This is a genomic window from Pseudomonas sp. GW821-FHT04D07 (genome assembly GCF_059420225.1).
On the sequence record NZ_JBWKTH010000011.1, the window covers coordinates 1 to 25,804 of the forward strand.

The window sequence follows — 25,804 nt, forward strand, 5'->3', positions numbered from 1 at the left end:
GTACACAAAAATCAGGTACGACTCAACCCCCCCTTGTGGGAGCGGAGCTTGCCCGCGAAGAGGCCCTCAAGATCGCCAACAGCTCCATGTACTAGCCAAGGCCCCCTTTTCCCTGAAAATAAATCCCCCCCCCTTCTCCCTGTCGTGATAAATAAACTCAACCCCTGACAGTTGAAGCTCTGAAAATGCCAAAGATCAAACCGGCGGCTACCGCGACAACAACCGCCGCGGATATCGAAAGATCGATCCAGGCCCTGAACAAAATGGCTGAACGCCTTTGGGGGGATGGCAGGGAAGCCGAGGCAAAAGCACTCCTCGATGCCCTCGACGCGTTAAACCGGGCGCTGGACAGAATCCGGATCGGCGAGGGTCGCAGGGTTGTGACGCTCCATTAAAGCAGCCAGGAATCAGCTCCCCGCCCCGACCCGGCCAGCGCGATAAACCGAGAGGCCGTAGAAGGCCAACGCCAGGCCCGCCAACACGCCTCCCACCACGCCGACATAGGCAAACCCGAGTTGCCGCCCCACCCAACTGCCCACCAGTGCCCCACCCCCGATACCGATGTTGTAGATCCCCGAGAACAGCGCCATCGCCACATCGGTTGCGTCCGGTGCCAGCACCAGCACCTTCGACTGCAGCGACAGTCCGAAGCACATGATCGCCATGCCCCAGAACACGCTGAGCGCCCCCAGCGTCGAAACCTCGCCGCTCAACGGCAACAGCAAAGCCAGGCACACCACCAGCAACGACGTGGCAACCAGCAGAAAGCGCTGTGGGTATTGCCGATTGAATCGACTGAACAGCAGCGAGCCGAAAATCCCCGCGCCACCGAACAACAGCAGGATAAGGGTCACCACCTCGCCGCTCATGCCGGCCACGGTTTTGATAAACGGCTCGATATAGCTATAGGCCGTGAACTGAGCCGTGATCACCGCAGCTGTCAGGCCGTAGACCGCCACCAGCGCGGGGCGCTTGAACAGCACCGGCAGGCTTCTCAGGGAGCCCGAGTTCTGGCTCGGCAGCAGTGGCAGGGTTCTGCCAAGCCAAAGCAGCAGCGCGCTCGCCATCAAGGCAATCACCAGAAAGGTAATGCGCCAGCCCATGGCTTCGCCGAGCAATCGGCCCAGCGGAATCCCCAGCACCAAGGCCATGGACGTCCCGGTCGCCAGCAGGCCCAACGCCTGCACCTGCTTGCCCACCGGCGCCACCCGCACCGCGAGGGATGCGGTGATGGACCAGAACAGCGCATGGGACAAGGCGATGCCGATCCGGCTCACCAGCAGGACACCAAAGCTTGCGGCCAGACTGGACAACACATGGCTGACAATGAACAGGCCGAACAGCACCATCAACAGCTTGCGGCGCTCGATGTTTCGGGTGAGCAGCATCACCGGCAGCGACGTCAGGGATACCACCCAGGCATAGATCGTCAACATCAACCCGACCTGTGCGCTCGACAGGTCGAAGCTGTCGCCGATGGCGCTCAACAGGCCGACCGGCACGAACTCAGTGGTATTGAAGACAAAAGCGGCCAACGCCAGCGCAATGACCGGTTGCCAGTTGTCGGTGTTTTCAGTTGCCGGGGTACTCATTTAACAATCCGTTATGCGCTATCAAAGACTAACTGGCTGGTGATTCTGGGCCAGACAGCCGGAAGAAAAGCTGGGCGAGGTGAAATGGATGCTGAAGTTGATCCAATATCAGACAAGCACATCTTACTATTCCAGAAGCAAAACCGGGCGCGGCTCGATTGCGGTCTCCAGCACCTCCAGCAAAGGCGGGGACGGGAACGAAGCACAAGGTCAGGGCTAAAACGCGACGAATTGAGTGAATGGAAAAAACGAACGGTAGGAACGAGCGGGATGCCCGGTTCCTACCGTTTCAAACGTTTGCCGGTGAAGCGCTCACAGTATCAAAAGAAACCCAGCGGATTGATGTCGTAGCTGACCAGCAGGTTTTTGGTCTGCTGGTAGTGGTCGAGCATCATCTTGTGGTTTTCACGGCCGACACCGGACTTTTTGTAGCCACCGAACGCGGCATGCGCCGGGTACAGGTGATAGCAGTTGGTCCACACACGACCGGCCTTGATCGCCCGCCCCATGCGGTAGGCACGGTTGATGTCCCGGGTCCAGAGACCCGCGCCCAGGCCAAACTCGCTGTCGTTGGCAATCGCCAGGGCTTCAGCTTCGTCCTTGAAGGTGGTCACGCCCACGACCGGACCGAAGATCTCCTCCTGGAACACGCGCATTTTGTTGTTGCCTTTGAGCAGCGTCGGCTGAATGTAGTAGCCGCTGGACAGGTCGCCTTCCAGGCGCTCCGCCGCGCCGCCGGTCAACAGCACCGCCCCCTCCGCCTGCGCAATCTTCAGGTACGAAAGAATCTTGTCGTATTGCTGCTCCGAGGCCTGGGCACCGACCATGGTCTCTGTGTCCAGAGGATCGCCACGCTTGATCTGGCTGATCTTCTGCATCACGACCGCCATGAACGCGTCGTAGATCGATTCCTGGATCAAGGCACGCGATGGGCAGGTGCAGACTTCGCCCTGGTTGAAAAACGCCAGCACCAGGCCCTCAGCGGCCTTTTCAATAAACTGTGGCTCGGCCTGCATGATGTCTTCGAAGAAGATATTCGGCGACTTGCCACCCAGCTCCACCGTACTTGGAATGATGTTCTCGGCCGCGCATTTCATGATGTGCGCGCCCACCGGAGTGGAGCCGGTAAAAGCGATCTTGGCGATACGCTTACTGGTGGCCAGGGCCTCACCGGCTTCACGGCCAAAGCCCTGCACAATATTCAAAACCCCCGGCGGCAGCAGGTCGTTGATCAGCTCTGCGAAGATCATGATCGACAGCGGCGTTTGCTCGGCCGGCTTGAGCACCACGCAGTTGCCCGCGGCCAGCGCAGGCGCCAGTTTCCAGGCCGCCATCAGCAGCGGGAAGTTCCACGGGATGATCTGCCCCACCACGCCCAGCGGTTCATGAAAATGGTAAGCCGTGGTCAGCTCGTTGATCTCCGCGGCGCCGCCTTCCTGGGCACGGATGCAACCGGCGAAATAACGGAAATGGTCGGCCGCCAGCGGAACGTCGGCATTCAGGGTTTCGCGCACGGCCTTGCCGTTGTCCCAGGTCTCGGTAACGGCCAGCACTTCAAGATTCTGTTCAATGCGATCGGCAATGTTCAACAGGACCCGCGAACGATCCTGTGCCGAGGTCTTGCCCCAGGCATCAGCCGCCCCATGCGCGGCGTCCAGTGCGAGTTCGATATCAGCGGCAGTGGAACGAGGGAACTGGGCAATTACGTCACCGTTGATCGGTGAGGTATTGGTGAAGTATTCGCCATAGACCGGCGCGATGAACTCACCGCCGATGTAATTGCCGTAGCGCGACTTGAAAGAAACGACAGCGCCTGGGGTTCCGGGGGGTGCGTAAATCATGATTGAGGCCTCTTTTCGGGTCGTTGTCTGTGGGTCGCACACGCGATGAACAGATGTTAGAGAGCCTGCGCCGCCAAACGAATGCGCCCTTGGCAGGGGTCACCTTGTCATTTAGTCGTAATTTGGACCCGCCTGAAAAACCGCAACCGCACAGCGCCTCGTACTTTGGTACGGGTTTACCTGACTATCGTCGCATTCACAAAGCCTGGGCAGTGGCATGTAATGCCGTCATGACAAGAAAGGAAGCGCCCCTGATGCGGCATACCCTGCCGCCTGTCCCTGGACAACAGATACGCCACGCCGCCACACCGCAATCAAAAATAAATAGGTGAAAGGCCATGTACAAAATTCTAATTGCCGATGATCACCCGCTGTTTCGTGAAGCCATCGCCAATGTGATCAGCGACGGTTTTCCGGGCAGCGAAGTGATGGAAACAGCTGACCTGGAGAGCGCGCTGGCGCTGACTCAGAGCCATGACGACCTCGACCTGATTCTGCTCGATCTGAATATGCCTGGCATGCACGGCCTCAATGGCCTGATCAATCTGCGCAACGAGGCGCCCACTATCCCGGTGGTGATTGTCTCCGCCGAACAGGACAAACAGATTGTGCTGCAAGCCATTATGTATGGTGCGGTGGGCTTTATTACCAAGTCTTCGCCACGGGCGCAGATGACCGAAGCCATTGAGCAGATCCTTAACGGCAATGTCTATCTGCCTTCGGACATCATCCACGCACAAAAGACCGCTACCCGGCGCAGCATGAACAGCGCGCCGAGCTTTGCGCCTGAGTTACTGCAGGCCCTGACCCGCAAGCAATTGCTGGTCCTGGAACGGATGACCAAGGGCGACTCGAACAAGCAGATCGCCTACACCCTGGAAATCGCCGAAACCACCGTCAAGGCTCATGTCTCGGCCATCCTGCGTAAACTCAACGTGCATAACCGGGTCCAGGCCATTCTCAGCGCCGGGGATATCGATTTCACCGCCTACCTGCGGCGCTGATTTGCTCAACCTGCCGACTATTTACCCAGCAGATGGCTGATCGCGGTTTTGAGTTTCATCGGCCGCACCGGTTTGTGCATCAGGGTGTGGCCCAGCTCACGCATTTGCAGCTTCAGTTCATTGCTGTAGTTGGCCGTGATCATCAGCGCTGGCAAGGGTAAGCCTCGTCGGGCGTTGATCGCCGCCACGGCATCGACACCGTTCTGCTCATGGTCCAGGTGATAATCGGCAATCAACAGGTCGGCGTCGCAATGATAGTTCTCCACCTGTCGCGCCAAGTCCTGCTCAGACAGCGCGGTGACAACCTGACACCCCCAGCTTTCCAGCAGCGTGCGCATCCCCGCGCAAATCGTTGCATCATTGTCCAGCACCCAGATCCGTGCCCCACGCAACCGTTCGAGCATTGGCTCAGTCATGGGTAACTGGATCTGCGGTTTGGGCGCGCTGAGGGTCAGCGGCACTTCGACAGCGAACATCGAGCCTTTGCCGAGGGTCGAGCGGACCCTGATCTTATGCCCAAGTATTCCGGCGATTTTTTCGACAATTGCCAACCCGAGACCCAACCCGCGATCCTGATGCGGCCGTTGCACGTCGCCACGTTTGAACTCCTGAAAAATTTCCTCCAGCTTGTTTTCGGCAATCCCGATGCCGGTATCCCAGACCTCGATCGACAGGCGCTGGCGATGCCGACGACAACCCAGTACCACGCGGCCAGTGGTGGTGTATCGGATGGCGTTGCTCAGCAGATTGCGCAGAATCCGCGCGAGCAACTGGATATCGCTACGGACCAGCGCCGAGCACGGCACGAACGCCAGGCGCAAGCCCTCGCTGGTGGCCGCTTGCGTGAACTCGACCGCCAGGTTTTCCAGCAGTTCGCTCAGGGCAAACGGCGCGATATCAGCCTTGATCACCCCGGCATCAAGCTTGGAGATGTCGACCAGTGTCCCGAGCAAATTCTCCACGTCTTCCAGCGAGTTACTGACATTACGCACCAGGATTGCGTTGGCCTCCGGTTCGCGACGCTCCAACAAGGCACTGGTAAACAGGCGTGCGGCGTTGAGCGGCTGAAGCAGATCATGGCTCACGGCGGCCAGAAACTTGGTTTTCGACAGGTTGGCCTGCTCGGCTTCGAGCTTGGCTTCACGCAGACGCGACTCTACCCGACTGCGCTCGTCGATCTCGCGCAGCAGTTGGCTGTTCAGGGTGGTCAGCTCGGTGGTGCGTTCACGGACTCGCTGTTCAAGGTTCTGATAAGCCTGGTGCAGCGCTTCAGCGGTACGGCGCCGCTCGGTGATATCGCGGATCAACACAAAAATACCGATCACTTCACCATTGGCCAGGCGATTGGGCACATAGGAGCGCAGCATGTAGCACTGCTGATTGTTGATATTGATTTCGGGGCATTCGAAGGTCACGCTTTCCCCCGCCAGGGCGCGTTCGACATAGCTTTCCAGCCGCTGGTAGTGCTCTTCGCTATGGACCTCGCGCAGACTCTGTCCGAGCATCACGCCACGTGGCCAGCAGTACCACTGTTCGTAGACCTTGTTGGTGAACTCATAGACCAGATCAGCGTTCAGGTAAGCAATCAGCGCTGGGACATGGTCGGTGATCAAGCGAATCCAGCGCTCGCTCTCGCTGAGGGCTTCAGCATGCTGGTAGCGTTCGGTGATGTCCGTGAAGGTGTTGACAAAGCCGCCGGTGGGTAATGGATGCGTGCGAATTTCCAGCACCCGACCGTCGTATAGCCGCTGCTCCCGCTCATGGATCACTCGGCCGTTGGCGTCGCGGCTGGCCGGCGTCAACAGAGCCAATTCGCTGTCAGCGATCACCTCTGAAAAAAGCCTGTGCGCGGCAACCGGAGCCAACCCGCTCAGTTCCAGAAACCGACGATTCCACAGCTCCAGGATACCTTCGGCGTTGACCATCGCGACCCCCTGGGACAGGTTGTCGACGGCCCGTTGCAGCAGGTGCGACTTCTGCGCAACGGCCTGCTCGCGGCGCATGGTTTCGCTGAGTTTGACTTCGGTGATGTCGGTAAACAGGATCACCCGGCCACCCTCGCGAGTCGGCCGCTCGCTGACCTGCAACCAGCGGCCATCATTCAGACGATACAGCAGGTGTTCGTCGGCGCTGTGACGTGGCTCTTCAATAAACAGCCCGGTACTGACCATCAACCGCTTGACCTCCTTCAAGCGCATGCCGCCGATGATCCTTACCCGGCTGTTGGCCCAAAACGCTTTGAAACGGCTGTTGAACAGCACGATGCGCTGGTCCTCATCGAACAGCACGAAGGCATCGGAAATGCTTTCAATGGCATCGACCAGATGTTGATGGGCCGTTTCCGCCCGCAGGCGTGCATCGCTGAGCAGATTATTGCTGGCCTTGAGCTCAGCCATGGCCTGGTTCAACGCATCGGTACGCTCCCTGACCTGCTCGGCCAGGACCACCGAGTGCTGAAAGGCCGCATAGGAGTCATTGCCACACGCGCTACCGGACTCGACCCGCTCAATCAGCGCCGTATTGATCCGCCGCAGCTTTTGATTATCCCGCTGCAGTTGTTCGATCTGCTCAAGCAGCTCAGTGGGAGATGGCGGCACGATTCCGTCCAATGGCGACGCCGGTGAAGGTCTGGTTGATGTGCATGCCATTGAACTGTTCTCCGTAGGTGTTGAAACCTATCACCCGATGCTCGCGCAGGAAGCTGCCGATCTGCTGGACACTGCCATCGTCTTCCAGCTCCAGGCGCCGCAGGAAACAGTCGCAGCCGATAGTCAGCAACAACGAACCCAAGCGCTCCTGCAAGCCGTCGAACAGCGTCTGCAGGTTGGGCAGCAAGGGGCCAGGCGTCATGGCCGTGAGGACGATGCCGTTCTCCACCGCACAGTAAAAGCTCAAGCTCAAGTCAGGATTGACCTGTTGAATGGCTCTGACGTAGTACTGGTCGTTGATACGGACAGCTAACGGGTGGGCGGCAAAAACCTGGTGATTGAGCTCCGCCACGGGTACCCCGATGATCTGCGCGTACTCCGCGGCCGCGGGCTCGGCATTGAGTTCGTAAACCCGGCGCATGCCACTGTCGACACGAGTGACCACCAGCTTTTCCGCACGCGGCAAAATGTGGTGCGTGGTGAACACTTCGAAGTCCAGCCAGGTATTGATCAACAGCACCACGGCCGCGCCGCTGTGGAATTCGCCGCCGAAGTACACATGGGTATGGGTCAGGTAGTTATCGTCTCCGGCAGAACCGCCAAAGTGCGGGATATCGCCCAAGGCTGCGCTCAGCGCCCCCAGGACCATTTCCTCGCGGCTGGACAGGCCGTCGAGTAGCGTCAGGGCGAAACTGTTGCCCTTGATCGGCGCCAGGGTGTTGCTGCGACAACCGCCGACCAGTCGCTCGACCATTTGCTGGGCGTCGATCAGGCTGAAACGCTCCAATTCGTCGATCAGCTCGGCGGCAATGGAGAAATGCCGATGATCAAAACCCACGGCGGTCACGCAGCCCCGGCCATAGCCCTCAGGGGTGATTTCCCCGGCGCTGGTACAGCCCACCACGCGAATTCCGCCAAAGCTCTGCTGCAATGCCGAGCCCAAGGCTCGCAAATCGTATTCGACCGAACAAAAGAACAGCACAAAACCCAAGTGCGGGTGCAATAGCTGCCGCGCCAGCTCCTGTGCCACCTCTTGCGCCTCGGTTGCCATCGACATCGCGCTGACTACGCCATCGGTTTGGGTGTGTTGCATGGCCGCCTCCCGCAAAGTGCGCTGTCTGATTGCTCAGTCTACGAAGACTGGACCCGGGTCCGTATGCTACTTGGGTAGGGGGTAACCGCGCCGATAGGATGAAACCGTGTGCCACTACGACTAAAGACCCCCATCGCGCGGACTAAAGGACCATTTAACCGTCACGCCCTCGCTCCTAGGATGAGTCCATCTTGATGAGTGCACCACCGGCCGTTCGGGCCAATAATCACAATAACGAGGGCTAGTCATGAGCAGCACGTTCTTCATTCCGTCCGTAAACATGATGGGCATCGGCAGTCTCGATGAAGCCATGGTCGCCATTCGCAAATATGGCTTGCGTCACGCCCTTATCGTGACCGACGCCGGGCTGGCAAAGGCCGGAGTCGCCGACAAGGTCGCCCAGCTGCTGGCGGCGCAGGACATCCAGGCGACAGTATTCGATGGGGCCAAGCCGAATCCGACCGTGAGCAACGTCGAAAACGGTCTGGAGCAACTCAAGCTCAGCGGTGCCGATTTCATCATCTCCCTCGGCGGCGGCTCGCCCCATGACTGCGCCAAGGGCATTGCCTTGTGTGCCACCAATGGCGGGCATATCAGTGACTACGAAGGCGTCGATCAGTCCGCCAAGCCACAAATGCCGCTGATTGCCATCAATACCACGGCGGGCACCGCCAGCGAGATGACCCGTTTCTGCATCATCACCGACGAAACCCGCCACGTAAAAATGGCCATCGTCGACCGTAACGTGACGCCACTGCTGTCGGTCAACGATCCCTCATTGATGGCCGCCATGCCCAAAGGCCTGACCGCCGCCACCGGCATGGACGCTTTGACCCACGCCATCGAAGCCTACGTTTCAACCGCGGCCACGCCGATCACCGATGCCTGCGCGCTCAAGGCCGTGGAATTGATCTCCGCCAACCTGCGCAACGCGGTCGCCAACGGCGGCGACATGCCGGCGCGGGAAAATATGGCCTATGCACAGTTCCTCGCCGGGATGGCGTTCAACAACGCCTCCCTGGGCTACGTGCACGCCATGGCCCACCAACTGGGTGGTTTCTATGACCTGCCACACGGTGTCTGCAACGCGATACTGCTGCCGCACGTCGAGAGCTTCAACGCCAGCGTCTGCCCGGCTCGCCTGAGCGACATCGCCAGGGCGATGGGCCTGGATACCCAACATCTTGACCCCGAACAAGGCGCGGCGGCGGCCATTGCCGGCATCCGTAAATTGTCTTTGGATGTCGGTATTCCAGGCGGTCTGGCCGAATTGGCGGTCAAGGTAGAGGACATTCCAACACTGGCAGCCAACGCCATGAAAGATGCCTGCGGCTTCACCAACCCCCGGACTGCGGAACAGGCGCAAATCGAAGAGATTTTCCACGCCGCAATGTGATTGCAAGGCGATGAACGCCAGGCGCCCGAACGGGTTCCTGGCGTTCGAGTTCGACTCCGAGTTCTTTCGAAGACAAGCGTTGGCACCTGGCCGCTGCAAGCCTGTCCTTGTAAAACATGCCAAACATCGACGCGCTAGCGAACGGGTGTAGCCCCCCTGCCCCAGCCAGGAACCGACCCGTCGCCAGAGAAACACCCCATCAACGCCTCCAACCCCATCGGCCTGGCAAAATAATACCCCTGGGCCTGCCCCGCGCCCATTTCGCGCAGCAACTCAAGCGTCGCGGCGTCCTCGACCCCTTCGGCCACCACGCTCAGGTCCAGGGACTCGGCCATCCGCACAATCGCCCGGACAATCGCGCGGCTGCGGGCACTGCTGGTCAGTTCGAGGATGAACGACTTGTCGATCTTCAAGCCGCTGAAACGGTATTGATGCACGTAGCTCAGGGATGAAAACCCCGCACCGAAGTCATCGAGCACCACCGACATGCCGTTGTCGGCCAGTTGCTGCATGGTTCGTCGAGCCATCGCCGGCTCAGCCACCAGGGCACCTTCGGTCAGTTCCAGGCAGATCCGCGACGGCGAGACCTGGTGCCGCGCCAGCAATGCAAGCACATCGCTGGCGAAGTCCGGGCGCGTCATGCTGTAGCTGGAGCAATTGACGTGCACCGGCGGCCAGTTGGCGTGCTGCGGTTGGGCCAGGATCACGGCAATGCTGGTCAGCATGTACAGGTCCAGTCGACCGATCAGGCGCAAGCCCTCGAAGTCCGGCAGGAACTCGCCCGGCGCGATCACCCGGCCGCCCGGCTGATGCCAGCGGACCAGCGCTTCCAGGGCCAGCAGTTCGCCGCTTTCGACGCTGACAATCGGCTGGAAATACGGTAGCAGTTCGTCGCTGCGCTTGAGGGCGTTGCGCAAGGCCCCTTCACGCTCGACCTGGTCCGAAACTTCGCGGCGCACTTCCTGGTTGAACACCGCGTAGCTGTCGCGCCCGGCGCTCTTGACCCGGTACATCGCCGCATCGGCATCGCGCAGCAGGTCGGCCGGCTCGTGATGGAACTGGCTGTCGGCGCTGACAATACCGATGCTGCAGGACGAAAAAACTTCATGGCCATTGATGAAGAACGGCAGGTCAAACGCCACCAGGATCCGCTCGGCAATGTCGATCACCACGTCCGGTGGTGCCTCGGGAGCGAGCACCGAAAACTCATCGCCGCCCAGACGCGCCAGCATGTCGGTGTCGCGCAGGCAACCGCGCAAACGGTCGGCGGCCTGCATCAGCAGCAGGTCGCCAAAATGATGGCCGAGGCTGTCATTGACCATCTTGAAGCGGTCGAGGTCGATGAACATCACCGCCAGGTGCCCGCTTTCGCTCTCGAATCGCGACCAGGCCTGGTTGAGGCGCTGTTGCAGGCAGGTACGGTTCGCTAGCCCGGTCAGCGTATCGTGGGAGTTTTCGTGTTGCAGCTTGGCATTGGCATGATCGAGTTCGCGGGTGCGGTTCTGCACCCGGGCTTCCAGCATAAGGTTGGCGGCGTGGATCGCTTCGGCGGCCGTGCGGCGCGACAGCGCTGTGTCGATGTGCCGCGACACGAACGTCAGCAGTTCCTGGTCACGCAGGGTGTAGCACACCTGCGAGGTGTAGCTTTGCACGGCAAGCACGCCCCGCACCACATCGCCATCGAACAAGGGAATGCCCAGCCAGGAATAGCATCGGACAGACTCATGGGCCCCTTCGGTTTCGCCGCTCGCCGACAATCGCTCGGACTCAGTGCCGTCGATCAGGCACGCTCGACGCTGGCGGATAACGTACTCGGTCAAGCCCCGGCGCCCGCGCCGTGCCGTCGGGCAGGTGGTCTGTCGCTCATCGACATAGTACGGAAAGGTCACTTCGCCGCTGGCATCGTCAAACAGCGCAATGTAGAAGTTCCGCGCGAACAACAGTTCGCCGACGATGCCATGCAGGGTTTGAAACAACTCGGCCATGTCGCCAGGCTGGCTCGACAGTTCGGCAATCTGGAACAACGCGCTCTGCAGATGTTCGGCACGCTCCCGGTCGAGCACCTCCTGCCTCAAGGCATCGTTGAGTGCCGAAAGCTCCAGGGTACGACGCAGCACCGTCTCTTCCAGGCCCGCCCGGTGCAGGATCCGGTCCAACGCCATGGCCACGTGGCGGGCCACCACCAGAAACAGCGCACGGTCTTCAGCGCTGTAGATACGGGCAACGTCGTAGACCTGCATCGCCAGCATGCCAAACACCTCATCCGAGGCATTTTTCAACGGGGCGCCCATCCAGAACTCGGGACGCTCACCCACGCAGTGGAAACTGCCCCAGGCCTGGGCCGCGAGAATGCCGGCGGCGTCGATCAGCAGCGGCTGGCCGGAGGTCAACACCTGGCCGGTCAAGGATAGGTGCGCGGGGTCGAGGTATTCGTAGTTCTCGGCCTCGAGGGCATCCACGTCGATAATGTCGACGTAGTACGGGTAGTCGATCTTGCCACTGAGCGGGTCATACAGCGCGAGGTAGAAGTTCTCGGCGTCGATCAGACTGGCCAGCAGCTGGTGAACCCCCACCAGAAACACCGAGCGGTCGCGGGTCGAACTGGCCAGGTAGGTAATCTCATACAGCACACGCTGAGTGATCTGCGCACGGGCCAGGGTATTGGTCTGTACCTCAATGCCCAGGCACTGGGCAAACTCGGCGAGCGCCGGTTCCTCGGCATCCTTGACGGGCGCGAGCAGCCAACCCAGCACGCTTTCGCCTTTGCCGGTCGGCCAGCGATGCAATTGGTGGGTCAGGCAAAAGGCGTCAAACGCCTCATGGGCAACGCTTGCGGGCCACTGCAGCAACGGGTCGCCCTGCCCGACCCGATGCATCTGTTCTCCGGCGCGGTAAACCACCCAGGCGCGGGTATGGGCCCAGTTGCGCGCTGAGTCCAGCAAGTGTTCGATCCTGTCCTCGTTGCCAACGTAGGCCATGCCAACCGTATCCGCTGTCCCTTGCAGTTGAGAGACGGCAACATCGCAATCGTTCGATTGCCGCGGGGAGTCGCTCAATGGACGAACACTCATCAGCGCTCCCTGGGCCAGAAATTGAAGATACTCAATGACTGATTACTAGCAATGTGCCTCCTAAGTAAAGCCTATAACGTTTTTTTCAAACATTTATTCGGCTTTACGTCATCCAACGGATTTTCCATCCTCCCGTTGCCGGCGTACCAAGCCAATCAATGATTGGTCATTCCGGCCAGGTGCATCATGAATCGGAACAGGCTGGCCACCACTCCCAGGGCAAGCACGCTGCCGAACCAAATGGCGATCAACCAAAGCACCCGTCGAGACCAAGGGGCTGCTTCGTTTTCCGCGGCCGAAACTTCAGTGTTTTCGCTATCAATGGTAGCCATCGCCGATCCTCACTTTGCCGCGGAACACGTAGTAGCTCCAGCAGGTGTACATCAGGATGATCGGCAGGATGAACAGTGTGCCAATCAAGATGAACAACTGGCTTGTAGGGGGCGAAGCCGCCTCCCACAGGCTGATGGACGGTGGAACGATGTTCGGCCAGATACTGAACGCCAATCCGATGTAGCCCAGGAACACCAGCACCAGGGTGCACACAAAGGGCCAATGAGAATGATACTGGCGTAACGTGCGAAGCAAGCCGAACAGCGCCAGCACACCCAGGACCAACAACCCGCCAAACACCACGATATGCGCGTGGGTAAACCAACGTGTCGCAATCTCGGGATGCAGCCATGGCGTCCACACGCAGAGCACTGCGACGATCGCCGTCAGCACGAACGCCAGCGGCCGTGTGTAGTGACGCATGCGTGACTCCAGCATCCCTTCGGTCTTGACCAGCAACCAGGTACTGCCGAGCAATGCGTAAGCGACAATCAGCCCAACCCCACAGAACAGCGGGAACGGTGCCAGCCAATCCAGGGTGCCACCGGCGAACTGCCGATTGACTACTGGAATCCCCGCGATGTACGCGCCGATCACGATGCCTTGGGAAAATGTCGCCAGCACAGAGCCGCCGATAAAGGCCATGTCCCAGATATGACGTTTTTCAGGACTGGCCTTGAACCGGAACTCAAACGCCACACCGCGAAAGATCAACCCGGCCAGCATGAAAATCAGCGGCAGGTACAACGCCTCCAGAATCACCGAGTAAGCCAGTGGAAACGCGCCGTAAAGCGCCGCCCCACCGAGGATCAGCCAGGTTTCATTACCGTCCCATACTGGCGCGACGGTGTTCATCATCACATCGCGCTCCTGCGCATCCGGAATCAGCGGAAACAGGATGCCCAACCCCAGGTCAAACCCATCCATGATCACGTACATCATCACCCCGAAGGCAATGATGACGCCCCAGATCAACGACAAATCGATGCCTTGAATACCCATGTTCAATCCCCTTGTTCAGTTGACGTGATCGCTGGACGCGAGCGTCTCGGCGACGGCGGACAAGGGGCGGCGTGGCGTGCGCTCCTGGCCAGGACCACCTTGCGGTGAGTGCTCGTGATGCGGTTGGGGGCCCTTGCGTACCAGTTTCATCATGTAACCGATGCCCACCGCGAACACCGAGAAGTAGATCAACACAAACAACGCCAGCGAAATGCTCAGTTGCGTGACGGTGTGATTGGATGCCGCATCGGCAGTGCGCAACAGCCCGTAGACCACCCACGGCTGACGACCCACTTCGGTAGTGATCCAACCGGCCAGCATCGCGATCAGACCGGTCGGGCCCATGAACAACACCAGGCGCAGGAACATCCGATTGCGGTACAGCGCGCCATGACGGCGTAACGCGAGACCCAACACCCCTGTGAGGATCATCAACATGCCCAGCCCGGCCATGATCCGGAAGCTGAAGAAAATGATCGTCGCGTTGGGACGGTCCTCCTTGGAGAAACTCTTGAGCGCAGGGATCTGCTTATCCAGGCTGTGGGTCAGGATCAGGCTGCCCAGGTAAGGGATTTCGATGGCGTAGCGAGTCTTCTCGGCCTCCATGTCCGGGATCCCAAACAACACCAGCGGCGTCGGCTCGTTACCGATGTTTTCCCAGTGCCCTTCCATGGCGGCTATTTTTGCCGGTTGATGCTCCAGGGTGTTCAGGCCATGGGCATCACCGACCACCGCCTGGATCGGCGCCACGATCAACGCCATCCACAACGCCATCGAGAGCATCTTGCGTACGTGTGGCGTGTCGTTTTTACGCAGCAGATGCCAGGCCGCCGACGACCCGACAAAGAACGCCGTGGCCACAAACGCGGCGATAGCCATGTGTGCCAGGCGGAACGGGAATGACGGATTGAAGACGATGGCCAGCCAGTCCATCGGCATGATCCGCCCATCGACGATCGAGAACCCCTGTGGCGTCTGCATCCAGCTGTTGGACGCCAGGATCCAGAAGGTCGAGATCAACGTACCGAAGGCGACCATCACCGTGGCAAAGAAATGCAGCCCTCGCCCTACCCGGTTCCAGCCGAACAGCATGACCCCGAGAAAGCCAGCTTCAAGGAAGAATGCCGTCAACACCTCATACGTGAGCAACGGCCCGGTGATACTCCCGGCGAAGTCAGAGAAACGGCTCCAATTAGTGCCGAACTCGTAGGCCATGACCAGCCCGGAGACCACGCCCATGCCGAAGTTGACGGCAAAAATCTTCGACCAGAAGTGATACAGGTCCTTGTACACCGCGTTGTTGCTTTTCAGCCACAGGCCTTCGAGCACCGCCAGGAAACTGGCCAGCCCGATGGTGATGGCGGGAAATATGATGTGAAACGAGACCGTAAACGCGAATTGAATGCGCGCCAGGTCCAGTGCCCCCGAATTTAACATGCCGATACCCTCAGAGTGTTGCGCGGCTCGCAGCGAACAGATGCCCAATGATCAGAAAAAAACCAGGCGACGATCACGCCGCCCCGGCCCGGTTCAAGCACCAAAGGACTGGATCAGGTTGCTGACCGGTGCCGGTTCAAGGCGAATCGCGATGAACTTCGAGGTCGGCGTAAAGGTACGGTCGCCGTAGCTTTCCAGCGGTACGAGTGGGTTGGTTTCCGGGTAATAGGCCGCGGCCTGGCCCGCTGGAATGTCGTAGGCAATCAAGGTAAAACCACTGACTCGGCGCTCGCGGCCATCGCCCCACAGCGAAACCATGTCGACCTTTTGCCCCGGCTCGTAACCGAGTTTGCGAATGTCCAGCTCATTGACGAACACCACCTCGCGCATGCCGTAGACACCGCGATAACGGTCATCAAGCCCATACAACGTGGTGTTGTACTGATCGTGGGAGCGCATGGTTTGCAGGATCAGGTCCGGTTTCACGTCCAGGTTGCGCACGCCTTCACTGACCAGGTGTGCCGGCAACACGCTCGGGGCAAATTGCGCTTTGCCGGTGCTGGTTTTCCAGATGCGCTGGGCAGCGTTGTTGCCCAGGTGAAAGCCGCCGGGGTGCAGCAGTTTTTTATTGAAGTCCTTGAAGCCGGGAATGGTGTCGGCAATCAGGTCGCGGATGCGACTGTAATCGGCAACCGCCCACAACCAGTCGATCGGGTGTTTGCCCAGCGTTGCGTTGGCAATCCCGGCAATGATCGCCGGCTCCGAACGCATCAACGGCGATTTGGGTTTCAGTTGGCCGTGGGAAATGTGCACCATGCTGAAGGTGTCTTCCACCGTCACACCTTGTGGCCCTTGTTCCTGCATATCGATGTCGGTACGCCCCAGGCACGGCAAAATCAGGGCCTCACGACCGGTGACCAAATGGCTGCGATTGAGCTTGGTGGCGATGTGCACGGTCAGCTCGCAGTTGCGCAAGGCGTCGTGGGTACGCGGACTGTCGGGCGTCGCTTGGGCGAAGTTACCACCCAGGCCGATGAACACTTTCGAACGCCCTTCTTCCATCGCCGCAATCGCCATCACCGTGTTGTGGCCGTGACGACGCGAAAGCTTGAAGTTAAAGCGCGCTTCCAGTGCGTCAATCAACTCCGCCGGAGCCAGTTCGTTGATGCCCATGGTGCGGTCGCCCTGCACGTTACTGTGCCCGCGCACCGGTGACAGCCCTGCCCCCGGCCGGCCGATATTGCCGCGCAATAGCTGCACGTTGATGATTTCCTGCACGGTCACGACGGAGTGAGTGTGCTGGGTCACGCCCATCGCCCAACACATGATTACCCGCTTGGCGCGACGGTACATCCGCGCGGCGAGTTCGATGTCCTCCAGCGTCAGGCCAGACTGTTCAACGATGTGCTCCCACGACGTGGCATCAAGCTCCGCCAGGTAAGCGTCCAGGCCTGAGGTGTGCTCGGCGATAAACGCGCGGTCGAACACGGCCTCGCCATTGTTCAGCAGCGCTTCACGCTCCCACTGCAACAGAAACTTGGCGATGCCGCGAAACGCCGCCATGTCGCCGCCCAGCGCCGGACGAAAGTAGGCAGACGAGGTCGGCTCAGACCCATTGGTAAGCATTTCCAGCGGATGCTGCGGGTGCTGGAAGCGCTCCAGGCCTCGCTCTTTCAGGGGGTTGAAACAGATCACCTGCGCGCCCCGCTTCACCGCTTCGCGCAGTGGCTCAAGCATCCGCGGGTGGTTGGTGCCAGGGTTCTGGCCGATGACAAAAATTGCGTCGGCTTCTTCCAGGTCATCGAACGTCACCGTGCCTTTGCCGACGCCAACGCTGTCGTCCATGCCCAGGCCACTCGCTTCGTGGCACATGTTCGAGCAGTCAGGGAAGTTATTGGTGCCGTAGGCGCGAACAAACAGCTGATAAAGGTAAGCGGCTTCGTTGCTGGCCCGACCGGAGGTATAGAACTCGGCCTGATCGGGCGAGGTCAGTCTGTTCAGGTGTTTGGCGATCAAGGCAAAGGCATCGTCCCAACTGGTTTCGACATAACGATCAAGCGCAGCGTCATAGCGCATCGGATGAGTCAGGCGCCCTTGGTATTCAAGCCAATAGTCACTTTGCGCCGCAAGCGACGACACGGTGTATTTGTTGAAAAACGCCGGGTTGACCAGCCGTCCGGTGGCTTCCCAGTTGACCGCTTTGGCGCCGTTCTCGCAGAACTTGACCATGCCGCTTTCCGGCGACTCGCCCCAGGCACAACCCGGGCAGTCAAAACCGCCATTCTGGTTGGTCTTGAGCATCGCTCGAATATTCTTGAGCGCGTTTTCACTGCCCAGCCAGTTCCTGGTGACCGCAATCAGCGCCCCCCAGCCGGCGGCCGCCCCCTTGTACGGTTTATAACGTTCAACTTCATTCATGGTACTTCTCCAAGACTTTGCACGCAGGCGACGGCCTGACTTAACGTCATTGTTAACAGCTGTATGGAGGCGTCTATCAATGCGTCGGTATTTAACGTCAGCGCCAAACTTATTTAGGCCGAGCCACTGAATGGGCCCAATTCAAGATTACGAACCCAGCCTATTAGGTGCATGGCACACCTGTCCAATCACTCTTAACGACTGACTCATCGAACCCCTCTATCAAAACAAAAAACCCATAAAATCAATAAAATACTGATTTACAACCCTCTTAAAAAAAGCGAATTACGGCTCAATAGATTTGCTCGATCAGCCGGTTGTTAATAGTGATTAGACGACGACTAAAAACAACTTTAGCCTTGATTCAATAAGGCCCTTATATAACAGTGGACCTGCCCGCCGCTGGAGGCTGTGATGACCGATCGTATATTGATGGACCGTTTTTCTCGCCGGGTCGACTACCTCAGAATGTCGGTCACCGACCGGTGCGATTTCCGTTGTGTTTATTGCATGGCCGAAGACATGGAGTTCTTGCCGCGCCAACGCATCCTGACGCTGGAAGAGCTCTATCAATTGGCTGAGCGCTTTGTCGCCCTGGGCACTCGAAAGATCCGTCTGACCGGTGGCGAGCCGTTGATTCGCCCAGGCGTGGTCGACCTTTGCAAGCGCATCGCGGCGCTGCCAGGTCTACGCGAGTTATGCATGACCACCAACGGTTCGCAGCTCGGCAAATTGGCGGTACCGCTGTTTGATGCGGGGCTCAAGCGCCTGAATATCAGCCTCGACAGCCTCGACGCCGAGCGTTTCCGCGAACTGACGCGCAGCGGTGATCTGGTCAAGGTCATCGCCGGCATCGACGCCGCCAATGCCGCCGGTTTTCAACACACCAAACTCAACTGCGTCGTCATGAAAGACCGCAACGATCATGAGATTAACGACCTCGTGGCATTCGCAATTGATCGCGGCTTGGACATTGCCTTCATCGAAGAGATGCCGCTGGGTGTCATCCGCGAGCACAGCCGTGCTGAAACGTTCTATTCCAGCGCGCAAGTGCGTGAACGAATTGCCGAACGCTACACCCTTATCGACTCCGCGGAATCGACCCAGGGCCCTTCGCGCTATTGGCGCCTGGCGGAGGCGCCACACATTCGCCTGGGATTCATCTCGCCCCATAGCCATAACTTCTGCGGGACATGCAATCGCGTTCGGCTGACCGTTGAGGGCCGCCTCCTGCTGTGCCTGGGCAATGAGCATTCCCTCGACTTGAAGGACGTGCTTCGCCGCTACCCAGGCGAGCCGCAGCGGTTGGAGCAGGCGATTACCGAAGCGATGAAAATCAAGCCGTACCGACACAACTTCGAACTCAATGACGAGGTGCAAGTTGTCCGTTTCATGAACATGACCGGCGGATAACCTGCCCGGTCTCATTATTATGCATAAGGTTGTTTTCCATGATCGTCAGAGCCAAACCCAACCTGATCAATGTGTTGATTTCACTCAAGGGTTCTGTGGCCAAACGGATTGCGTTGCGAAGCCTGCTGGTGACACTACTGGCCTCGGCGATTGTGCTGGTCGAAACCCTCCACCCGGCGTACTTCTCGAAGGTCAATGCCACGCCCTTCACGCTGCTGGGCTTGTCGCTCTCGATCTTCATGAGTTTTCGCAACAACGCCTGTTACGACCGCTGGTACGAAGGGCGCAAGGCGCTCGGGGCGATGGTGATGGATATACGCGGGATGATTCGGGAAACCCAAGTCATCAAGGACCCCCGACAACGCAGCAAGATCTTGCGCAACCTCTGCGGATTCGCCCATGCGCTTAATGCCAAGCTTCGCCAAGAAGACGAACTGAGCGTGGCCGAGCCCTGGCTGGACCGTTTGCCCTCTTTCAACGCACCGAATATCCCGGAAAGTATTCTGCGCCGAGTCAGCCAACAGTGCTCGACACTCGCCGAATCAGCCGACCTCAGTGAATGGCGTTATATGTTGATGGCCAAACACTTGAGCAACCTGACCACCACACAGACGATTTGCGAGCGAATCAAAAGCACGCCGCTGCCCTTCCCCTACACACTCTTGTTGCACCGAACGAGTTACATGTTCTGCATCTTGCTGCCCTTCGCAATGGCCGAGCCACTGGGTTGGCTGACACCCGTTTTCACCGCGATCGTGAGTTACACGTTTTTCGGCTTGGACGCGATTGGCGACGAACTGGAGGACCCTTTTGGCCACGACGAAAACGACCTGCCGACCAATGCCATCGTGCGCAACATCGAACGTGAAGTACTGGATGCCACCGGCGCCACAGAACTGCCTCCTGTACTCCAGCCCGTCGACTTTGTACTGAACTGATCCGAGGACCACCATGAACGCATTCGAACAACCCTGACGCACCTGGACGCCGAAGGCGGGGCCAACATGGTCGACGTCACGGATAAAGACCCGAGCAACCGTGAGAACTGGCGGCGAGCGTGGCAGCGCTGACGATCTATGACATGTGCAAAGCCGTCGACCGGGGAATGATCATTGAGCGCGTCCCGCAGAGGGGTACCGACTTGAGGTGTGGCACGAAATTGCACGGCCTGTGGCGCGCATCCAGTTGCTCGGCGAGGATGCCTTCCCACGCGGTCCGGCAGGCACCGGTCGAACCTGGCAAGCAGCACACCAGCGTACCGTTGGCCAGCCCGGCCAAGGCACGACTCTGTACCGTGGACGTGCCGATATCGAGAATGGAAATCGCCCGGAACAACTCACCAAAACCATCGATTTGCTTATCCAGCAAACAGCTCACCGCCTCGGGCGTGCTGTCGCGACCTGTGAAGCCGGTGCCCCCGGTAATCAACACCACCTGAATCTGCTCGTCGGCGATCCAGGCCGCGACCTGGGCGCGGATTTTATACAGATCATCTTTGAGCAGGTTGCGCTCACCCAGGCTGTGCCCCGCTTCCAGCAACCGACTGACGAGCAATTGCCCAGAGCTGTCGTTGGCATATTCCCGGGTATCACTGACGGTCAATACTGCAATATTCAAGGGTACAAACAATGCATCCGATTTCACGCTCATGTCATTCTCCGGCAGGCCATCATCAAAACAATTGCCAGAGGCTAAGGCGCCCAAACGATGACTGTCTAATCGTTACGGCTGACCGGGTTATCGAGTGCCTCTATCAATGATTTTTCCTCCCCCCATTGCTCCGCTGATTGAGTCAATCGATCACCCATTCAACGCTTGTGATTGGACACACAGAGCGGACAATGAGATCGTCTGTTCACCCCATTCACCGCGCTTTAATCATGACACTGGCCTGCTCATCTGACATTTCATCCAGCCCCTGCTCGGTACTTCCACGGGCAGACCGGCCATCGGCGTCCATCGAATAGCGCCCACGGCGTTGCTTCAAAGGCTCGGACCAGGATTGCCAAAACAATCCACGTGCTCGGGACACCGGTGTCAATACTGACCTCTTTCACTCCTCAGCAGGTGCCATCGTGGACATCAAGCAACTCAAATTCCTGATCGCGCTGGAGCAGACTCGACACTTCGGGCAGGCTGCCGCGCGCTGCCACATTACCCAGCCGACGCTGTCCATGCGCTTGCGCAATCTTGAGGATGAACTGGGCCTGGAACTGGTCACTCGAGGCCAGCGCTTCGAAGGGTTCACCCAGGCCGGTGAACGCGTGCTGGCCTGGGCCAGAACCTTGCTCGCCGCCCATGACGGATTATTCGCCGAAGCCGCTGCCTGTCGCGGTCAGTTGGTCGGCAACTTGCGCCTGGGCCTGGTGCCGCTCAGCGGCTTCAATCCGATCAGCTACATCCAGGGCCTGTCCCAGACCTTCCCGGAACTCAAGTTCAGTTTGTCCTCCATGAGTTCGGACCAGATCATCGAAGCATTGGGCACTAATCGACTGGACCTGGGCGTGTGTTATCTCGACCACGTAAACCCCAATTACCTGGAGTTTTTCGAACTGGGCGAGACCCGCGTCGGCCTGCTTTACGACACCCGCCACTTCCATTTCGAAGGCACGGAAATGAGTTGGGAAGACGCCGCCGAACTGCCCTTGGGGATGATCAGCAATGGCATGCACTACCGAAAGTCCATTGACCTGAGCTTCCGCAGTCGCGGCCTCGACCCCCAGCCAATACTCGAAAGCGATTCGACGTATCAATTGTTCCAGGCGATCCACGAAGGTTTTTGCTGTTCGATCATGCCGCTGGACAGTGGTCTGGAGAACCCGATCGAAAACCTGGCTTTTATCAACCTGCCGGATGCCAGCGTACTTGCGCCCCTGGGCCTGGTGATGCGCAAAACCGAACCGCGCTCAGCCATCGCCGAAAAGTGTTTTGCTGAAGCCAAAAAACTGTATGCCGCCAAGAGCTCGATCTAACGGGGTGCAGGTTTGTTCATGAATTGCCGAGTCGAACAATTCAGAACGTTTTCACCCAGTTTAGTTTGAAAGCGCCTCCTGGTGGAGGCGCCTTGAACCACGTCTCCGGCTTTGGAAAGTGCGTCTCAAAGCCCTGATGCTGCTCCGAGCCACTTTGGCAACTATCAAACCCCATATAACCAGACGCAATAATCCAAATAACGAAGATCGTGCATCCGATTGTCCAAGCCACTCTCTCCTTCTCTTATCATCACGTCATCTTGCAAAAACACCGTGTCCGTCTAGGCTCACAACGGGCTCTTAAAGCATGATTAACCACGCATAAAAACCCGTCACTTTCGATGGAGGCATTCTATTTAATTACAACAAGCCAGCCGCTGTTTTTGATTACTGACACGGATTCAGTCATTACAATCAAGAGGGATGCTTGATGAAGCGCAGCCATGGGTATTATGCGTTCTTGCAAAGAGGGCCAACTAAAAATTTTTGGCTGTCACTGCTTTGCTTCTCGGGCCTGGTGATCGCCAGCCTCCTGTTGTTCGGACAACTGTTCCAGGACTTCCTGACGCCTCTCGCCCCGTACCTGCCTTCGACGCCCATCCAGAAACTCAACCTGGGGCTTCTGCTGATTGCACTGCTAGTGACTCTCCTCGCCAGCATGGTCTTGCCGAGCTTGTTTATCGCTCGCCGCCTGTCCAGGAGCGACCGTCAACAAGACACGGAGCAGCCCCTGCGCGGGCGCTTCAAGGTGAGCTACGACTACCCGGTGGTGTTCACCGATCACCTGTTCGATCCGAAAAATCCCTGCCTGCACCGGCAACTGACAACACAGCACAGCGCTGCGGTGAGCGTGTTGGTGTTCGCTGATGAACAACTGTTGCAAAGCGCTCCACAGCTGCTGAAACAGATCGATGCCTACTTTGCCTGCCACGCTGCCGATCTGCATTTGCTGGCCGCGCCGATTGCAGTTCCAGCCGGCGAACTGAGCAAGGATCCACAGGTGCTGCAGCAGGTGTACGCCGACATGCTGCACCATGGATTGGACCGGCATTGCTATGTGCTGGCCCTGGGCGGCGGCGCGGTGCTGGACGCGGTGGGTTATGCCTGCGCGACTTTCCACCGCGGCATTCGCCTGATCCGCATCCCGAGCACGGTACTGGCACAGAACGATGCGGGTATTGGTGTGAAAAACGGCATCAATGCTTTCGGCCAAAAGAACCTGTTGGGAGCCTTTTACCCCGCCACCGCGGTGCTCAACGATTTCCAACTGCTGACCAGCCTGACCCGTCGCGATCAGATTGCCGGGCTGGCCGAGGCGGTCAAGGTGGCGCTGATCAAGGACCGGGCGTTTTTCCAATGGATAGAGCAGCAGGCCGACGCCCTGGCCCGCTTCGAGCACCCCGCCAGCCGCTATGCCATTCGCCGCTGCGCCGAACTGCACCTGGAGCACATCACCGGTGCCGGCGACCCATTCGAACGCGGTAACGGACGGCCACTGGATTACGGGCACTGGGCCGCACACAAACTGGAAAATCTCAGTCGCCACAGACTGCGCCACGGCGAAGCCGTGGCGGTGGGCATGGCCCTGGACGGACTCTATGCCAACGCCAAGGGCCTGTTGAGCCATGCCGACACCGACCGAGTACTTCGCCTGCTGCTCAAGCTCGGTTTCTGCCTGTGCCCGCCGGAACTGATGTTGAAAGATACACAGGGGCGTTCACAGGTCATGCTTGGACTGGAGGAGTTCCGCCAGCACCTGGGCGGGCAACTCTCTATCCCCATGCTCAAGCGGATCGGCGAATCGATGGATCTGCATGAAATAGATAGCGCCCTGATGGAGCAGGCACTGCTGCGCCTGTCGAGCCACTCCGACCCGCTGCCCGGGTTGAGCGAGGGTTGCGCGCCATGAACCCCACATTGCCAAACCTGAAAACCTGGATGACCCTGGGCCGGGTGTCAAACCTGCCCACGGTGTGGACCAATACCCTGGCCGCCGCCCTGCTGTCCAGCAGTGCCGAGGCCCTGGCGCCGCCCTCGGCGCTGATGTGGATCCTGCTGCTGGCGACGCTGTCGGCGCTGTACCTGGCCGGTATGCTGTTGAACGACCTGTTGGACGCCGACTGGGACCTGCAACACCACAACCCTCGCCCCATCACCCTGGGACTGGTCAGCCGCCAACAGGTGGGGCTGGCCACGGCGCTGCTGCTGACGCTGGCCGCCGCCGCGGTGCTCGGCCTGAGTCGGCTGATCGACCAGCCGCACTGGCTGCTGGTCAGCGCGACCCTGCTGGTGAGCTGCATCCTCGGCTACAACCTGCTGCACAAGAAATACGCCCACAGCGTCTGGCTGATGGGGGCCTGCCGCTCGGCCCTCTACCTTACCGCGGCGGCCAGCCTGGCGGTGCCACCGGAACCGATCTGGCTGTGCGCAATCTTGCTGGGCGTCTATATCAGCGGCCTGACCTACCTGGCCCGGCAGGAGCATCGCAACCAGTTGCTCAGCCGTCTCCCGCTGATCCTCATGCTGAGCCCGCTGGCCCTGGCAGTCTATGCCGATAACGACTGGTTCTGGCCGGTGCTGCTGCTCTGGCTCGGCTGGCTCGGCTGGCACTACTGGCAACACCTGGCCAACCCGCGGCAACGGCAGGTCCGCGCCTTTATCGGTGCTGGCCTGGCGGCCCTGCCGCTGTTCGATGCGCTGGTTCTGGCCGTGGCCAACCAACCACTGGGCAGCCTGTTATGCGTCCTGGTGTTTTTCCTGCTTCCACACTTCCAGCGCTGGGTCAAACCGACATGAACATGGACGTCACCGCAGCACTATCGGCAGCCCTTGTCATGAGGCACGACCGCCTCGCCGAACAACGCCAGGCCTTCACCCAACAGCTCGATCACACCGAGCAGCAGTGGTGGCGCCTGGCACAAGAGAGGCTCGCCCAACACCCGGATGCCCATACTTCGGCGCTCTTGAGCAGCCAGTGCAAGCGCAGCCTCAACGAGCAGGCAACGTCCGGCAGTGCCGGTTGGAGCAAGATCCAGCTGGCGCGGGCGTTGCTGCTGGCTCAGGTAGTGGAGCAACAACCCGCCGCCGGGCAACGGCCTTTGCTACGCCAGCTGTTTCTGTGGGGCGACGACCAGGAAAAGATCGCCACCTTGAAAGCCCTGGACTGGCTCGATAGCCGCGGACTCTGCGTTGACCTGGCGTTGCAGGCCGGACGTACCAGCAACAGCCAGGTGTTTGCCGCCCTCGCCCTGGACACCCACTACCCGGCACGCCATTACCACGAACGGGCGTTCCACCAGCTAGTGCTGAAAGCATTGGGCATGGGACTCGACATCCGGCGCCTGGTCGGTCTGACACAACGCCACAGCGTGCCCCTCAACCAGTTGGCACTGGACCTGCTCGACGAACAGCTGGCGGCCGAACGGACAGTGTCCGCCGGGCTGCCCCAAGTGATTGCCTTCGACCTGCTCAGCCCGACGCAATACCAGCGTCTGGTCGACCTGAGCCAGGCGCAACGCTTGCCACCGGAATGGTATGCGCACCTGCCCACGCCCGCCAGCCCCTCACCGAACTGATGCTCAACG

The 25,804-nt window shown here is 59.4% G+C and carries 18 protein-coding genes and 2 pseudogenes; 10 read left to right on the forward strand and 10 right to left on the reverse strand.

What is annotated here, in order from left to right; genetic code table 11:
• Positions 1–185: 185 nt before the first annotated feature.
• Positions 186–395: a hypothetical protein gene (locus tag AC07T0_RS15080; protein WP_495001940.1), complete on the forward strand. Its 210-nt coding sequence runs from the start codon at positions 186–188 to the stop codon at positions 393–395.
• Between the two features lie 12 nt (positions 396–407).
• Here AC07T0_RS15080 and AC07T0_RS15085 read toward each other — a convergent pair whose 3' ends face one another.
• Both AC07T0_RS15085 and exaC read right to left on the reverse strand, forming a co-directional pair.
• Complete coding sequence (locus AC07T0_RS15085; protein ID WP_495001941.1) at positions 408–1,592, reverse strand: sugar transporter; 1,185 nt, start codon at positions 1,590–1,592, stop codon at positions 408–410.
• A gap of 320 nt (positions 1,593–1,912) precedes the next feature.
• On the reverse strand, positions 1,913–3,433 hold the full coding sequence (exaC, locus tag AC07T0_RS15090; protein ID WP_495001942.1) for an acetaldehyde dehydrogenase ExaC: 1,521 nt from the start codon (positions 3,431–3,433) through the stop codon (positions 1,913–1,915).
• A 338-nt stretch (positions 3,434–3,771) separates the two neighbouring features.
• On the opposite strand from exaC, the gene AC07T0_RS15095 reads away from it, so the two are divergent.
• A complete protein-coding gene (locus AC07T0_RS15095) occupies positions 3,772–4,437 on the forward strand; it encodes a response regulator (RefSeq protein ID WP_495001943.1) in 666 nt (221 codons plus the stop codon).
• Between the two features lie 17 nt (positions 4,438–4,454).
• Here the strand turns inward: AC07T0_RS15095 and nahK are convergent, their stop codons facing one another.
• Both nahK and nosP read right to left on the reverse strand, forming a co-directional pair.
• Positions 4,455–7,085: a hybrid sensor histidine kinase/response regulator NahK/ErcS' gene (gene nahK / locus AC07T0_RS15100; RefSeq protein WP_495001944.1), complete on the reverse strand. Its 2,631-nt coding sequence runs from the start codon at positions 7,083–7,085 to the stop codon at positions 4,455–4,457.
• Positions 7,015–8,178 carry a nitric oxide-sensing protein NosP gene (gene nosP / locus AC07T0_RS15105; RefSeq protein ID WP_495001945.1) on the reverse strand — a complete coding sequence of 388 codons (1,164 nt, stop codon included), beginning with the start codon at positions 8,176–8,178 and terminating at the stop codon, positions 7,015–7,017. Before nosP ends, nahK begins: the two co-directional genes overlap by 71 nt.
• A gap of 247 nt (positions 8,179–8,425) precedes the next feature.
• On the opposite strand from nosP, the gene yiaY reads away from it, so the two are divergent.
• A complete protein-coding gene (yiaY, locus tag AC07T0_RS15110; RefSeq protein ID WP_495001946.1) occupies positions 8,426–9,574 on the forward strand; it encodes an L-threonine dehydrogenase in 1,149 nt (382 codons plus the stop codon).
• Positions 9,575–9,708: 134 nt separating this feature from the next.
• On the opposite strand, the gene AC07T0_RS15115 is transcribed toward yiaY, so the two are convergent.
• The 5 genes from AC07T0_RS15115 to AC07T0_RS15135 all read right to left on the reverse strand — a co-directional run bounded on the left by AC07T0_RS15115 (position 9,709) and on the right by AC07T0_RS15135 (position 17,835).
• Positions 9,709–12,645, reverse strand: coding sequence for a sensor domain-containing phosphodiesterase (locus AC07T0_RS15115; protein WP_495001947.1), 2,937 nt, complete (start codon positions 12,643–12,645; stop codon positions 9,709–9,711).
• Positions 12,646–12,800: 155 nt separating this feature from the next.
• Positions 12,801–12,977 carry a DUF2474 domain-containing protein gene (locus AC07T0_RS15120; RefSeq protein WP_495001948.1) on the reverse strand — a complete coding sequence of 59 codons (177 nt, stop codon included), beginning with the start codon at positions 12,975–12,977 and terminating at the stop codon, positions 12,801–12,803.
• Entirely contained in the window at positions 12,964–13,980 is a 1,017-nt protein-coding gene (cydB, locus tag AC07T0_RS15125) for a cytochrome d ubiquinol oxidase subunit II (protein ID WP_495001949.1), read from the reverse strand. The genes AC07T0_RS15120 and cydB overlap by 14 nt, the downstream gene beginning before the upstream one ends.
• A 15-nt stretch (positions 13,981–13,995) precedes the next feature.
• The gene (locus tag AC07T0_RS15130; protein ID WP_495001950.1) at positions 13,996–15,417 is read right to left on the reverse strand and encodes a cytochrome ubiquinol oxidase subunit I; all 1,422 of its coding nucleotides are present in this window, start codon (positions 15,415–15,417) and stop codon (positions 13,996–13,998) included.
• 93 nt (positions 15,418–15,510) lie between these two features.
• On the reverse strand, positions 15,511–17,835 hold the full coding sequence (locus AC07T0_RS15135) for an FdhF/YdeP family oxidoreductase (protein WP_495001951.1): 2,325 nt from the start codon (positions 17,833–17,835) through the stop codon (positions 15,511–15,513).
• 414 nt (positions 17,836–18,249) lie between these two features.
• On the opposite strand from AC07T0_RS15135, the gene moaA reads away from it, so the two are divergent.
• The 3 genes and pseudogenes from moaA to AC07T0_RS15150 form a co-directional block, all read left to right on the forward strand.
• Complete coding sequence (gene moaA, locus AC07T0_RS15140) at positions 18,250–19,248, forward strand: GTP 3',8-cyclase MoaA (RefSeq protein ID WP_495001952.1); 999 nt, start codon at positions 18,250–18,252, stop codon at positions 19,246–19,248.
• Positions 19,249–19,286: 38 nt separating this feature from the next.
• Complete coding sequence (locus AC07T0_RS15145) at positions 19,287–20,186, forward strand: bestrophin family protein (RefSeq protein ID WP_495001953.1); 900 nt, start codon at positions 19,287–19,289, stop codon at positions 20,184–20,186.
• Positions 20,187–20,296: 110 nt separating this feature from the next.
• Positions 20,297–20,371 (forward strand): annotated as a pseudogene (locus AC07T0_RS15150) (cyclic pyranopterin monophosphate synthase MoaC); the annotation flags it as partial.
• Here the strand turns inward: AC07T0_RS15150 and moaB are convergent.
• Positions 20,365–20,898: pseudogene (gene moaB / locus AC07T0_RS15155) on the reverse strand (molybdenum cofactor biosynthesis protein B); the annotation flags it as partial. The pseudogenes AC07T0_RS15150 and moaB sit on opposite strands and share 7 nt — an antisense overlap.
• 425 nt (positions 20,899–21,323) lie before the next feature.
• Between moaB and AC07T0_RS15160 the strand changes: the two are divergent.
• From AC07T0_RS15160 to AC07T0_RS15175, 4 genes are all read left to right on the forward strand, one after another.
• Positions 21,324–22,220: a LysR family transcriptional regulator gene (locus tag AC07T0_RS15160; RefSeq protein WP_495001954.1), complete on the forward strand. Its 897-nt coding sequence runs from the start codon at positions 21,324–21,326 to the stop codon at positions 22,218–22,220.
• A gap of 430 nt (positions 22,221–22,650) precedes the next feature.
• Complete coding sequence (locus tag AC07T0_RS15165; RefSeq protein WP_495001955.1) at positions 22,651–24,129, forward strand: 3-dehydroquinate synthase; 1,479 nt, start codon at positions 22,651–22,653, stop codon at positions 24,127–24,129.
• Complete coding sequence (locus tag AC07T0_RS15170; protein ID WP_495001956.1) at positions 24,126–25,016, forward strand: UbiA family prenyltransferase; 891 nt, start codon at positions 24,126–24,128, stop codon at positions 25,014–25,016. The genes AC07T0_RS15165 and AC07T0_RS15170 overlap by 4 nt, the downstream gene beginning before the upstream one ends.
• Positions 25,013–25,795: an EboA domain-containing protein gene (locus AC07T0_RS15175; protein WP_495001957.1), complete on the forward strand. Its 783-nt coding sequence runs from the start codon at positions 25,013–25,015 to the stop codon at positions 25,793–25,795. The genes AC07T0_RS15170 and AC07T0_RS15175 overlap by 4 nt, the downstream gene beginning before the upstream one ends.
• The last annotated feature ends 9 nt before the right edge of the window (positions 25,796–25,804 follow it).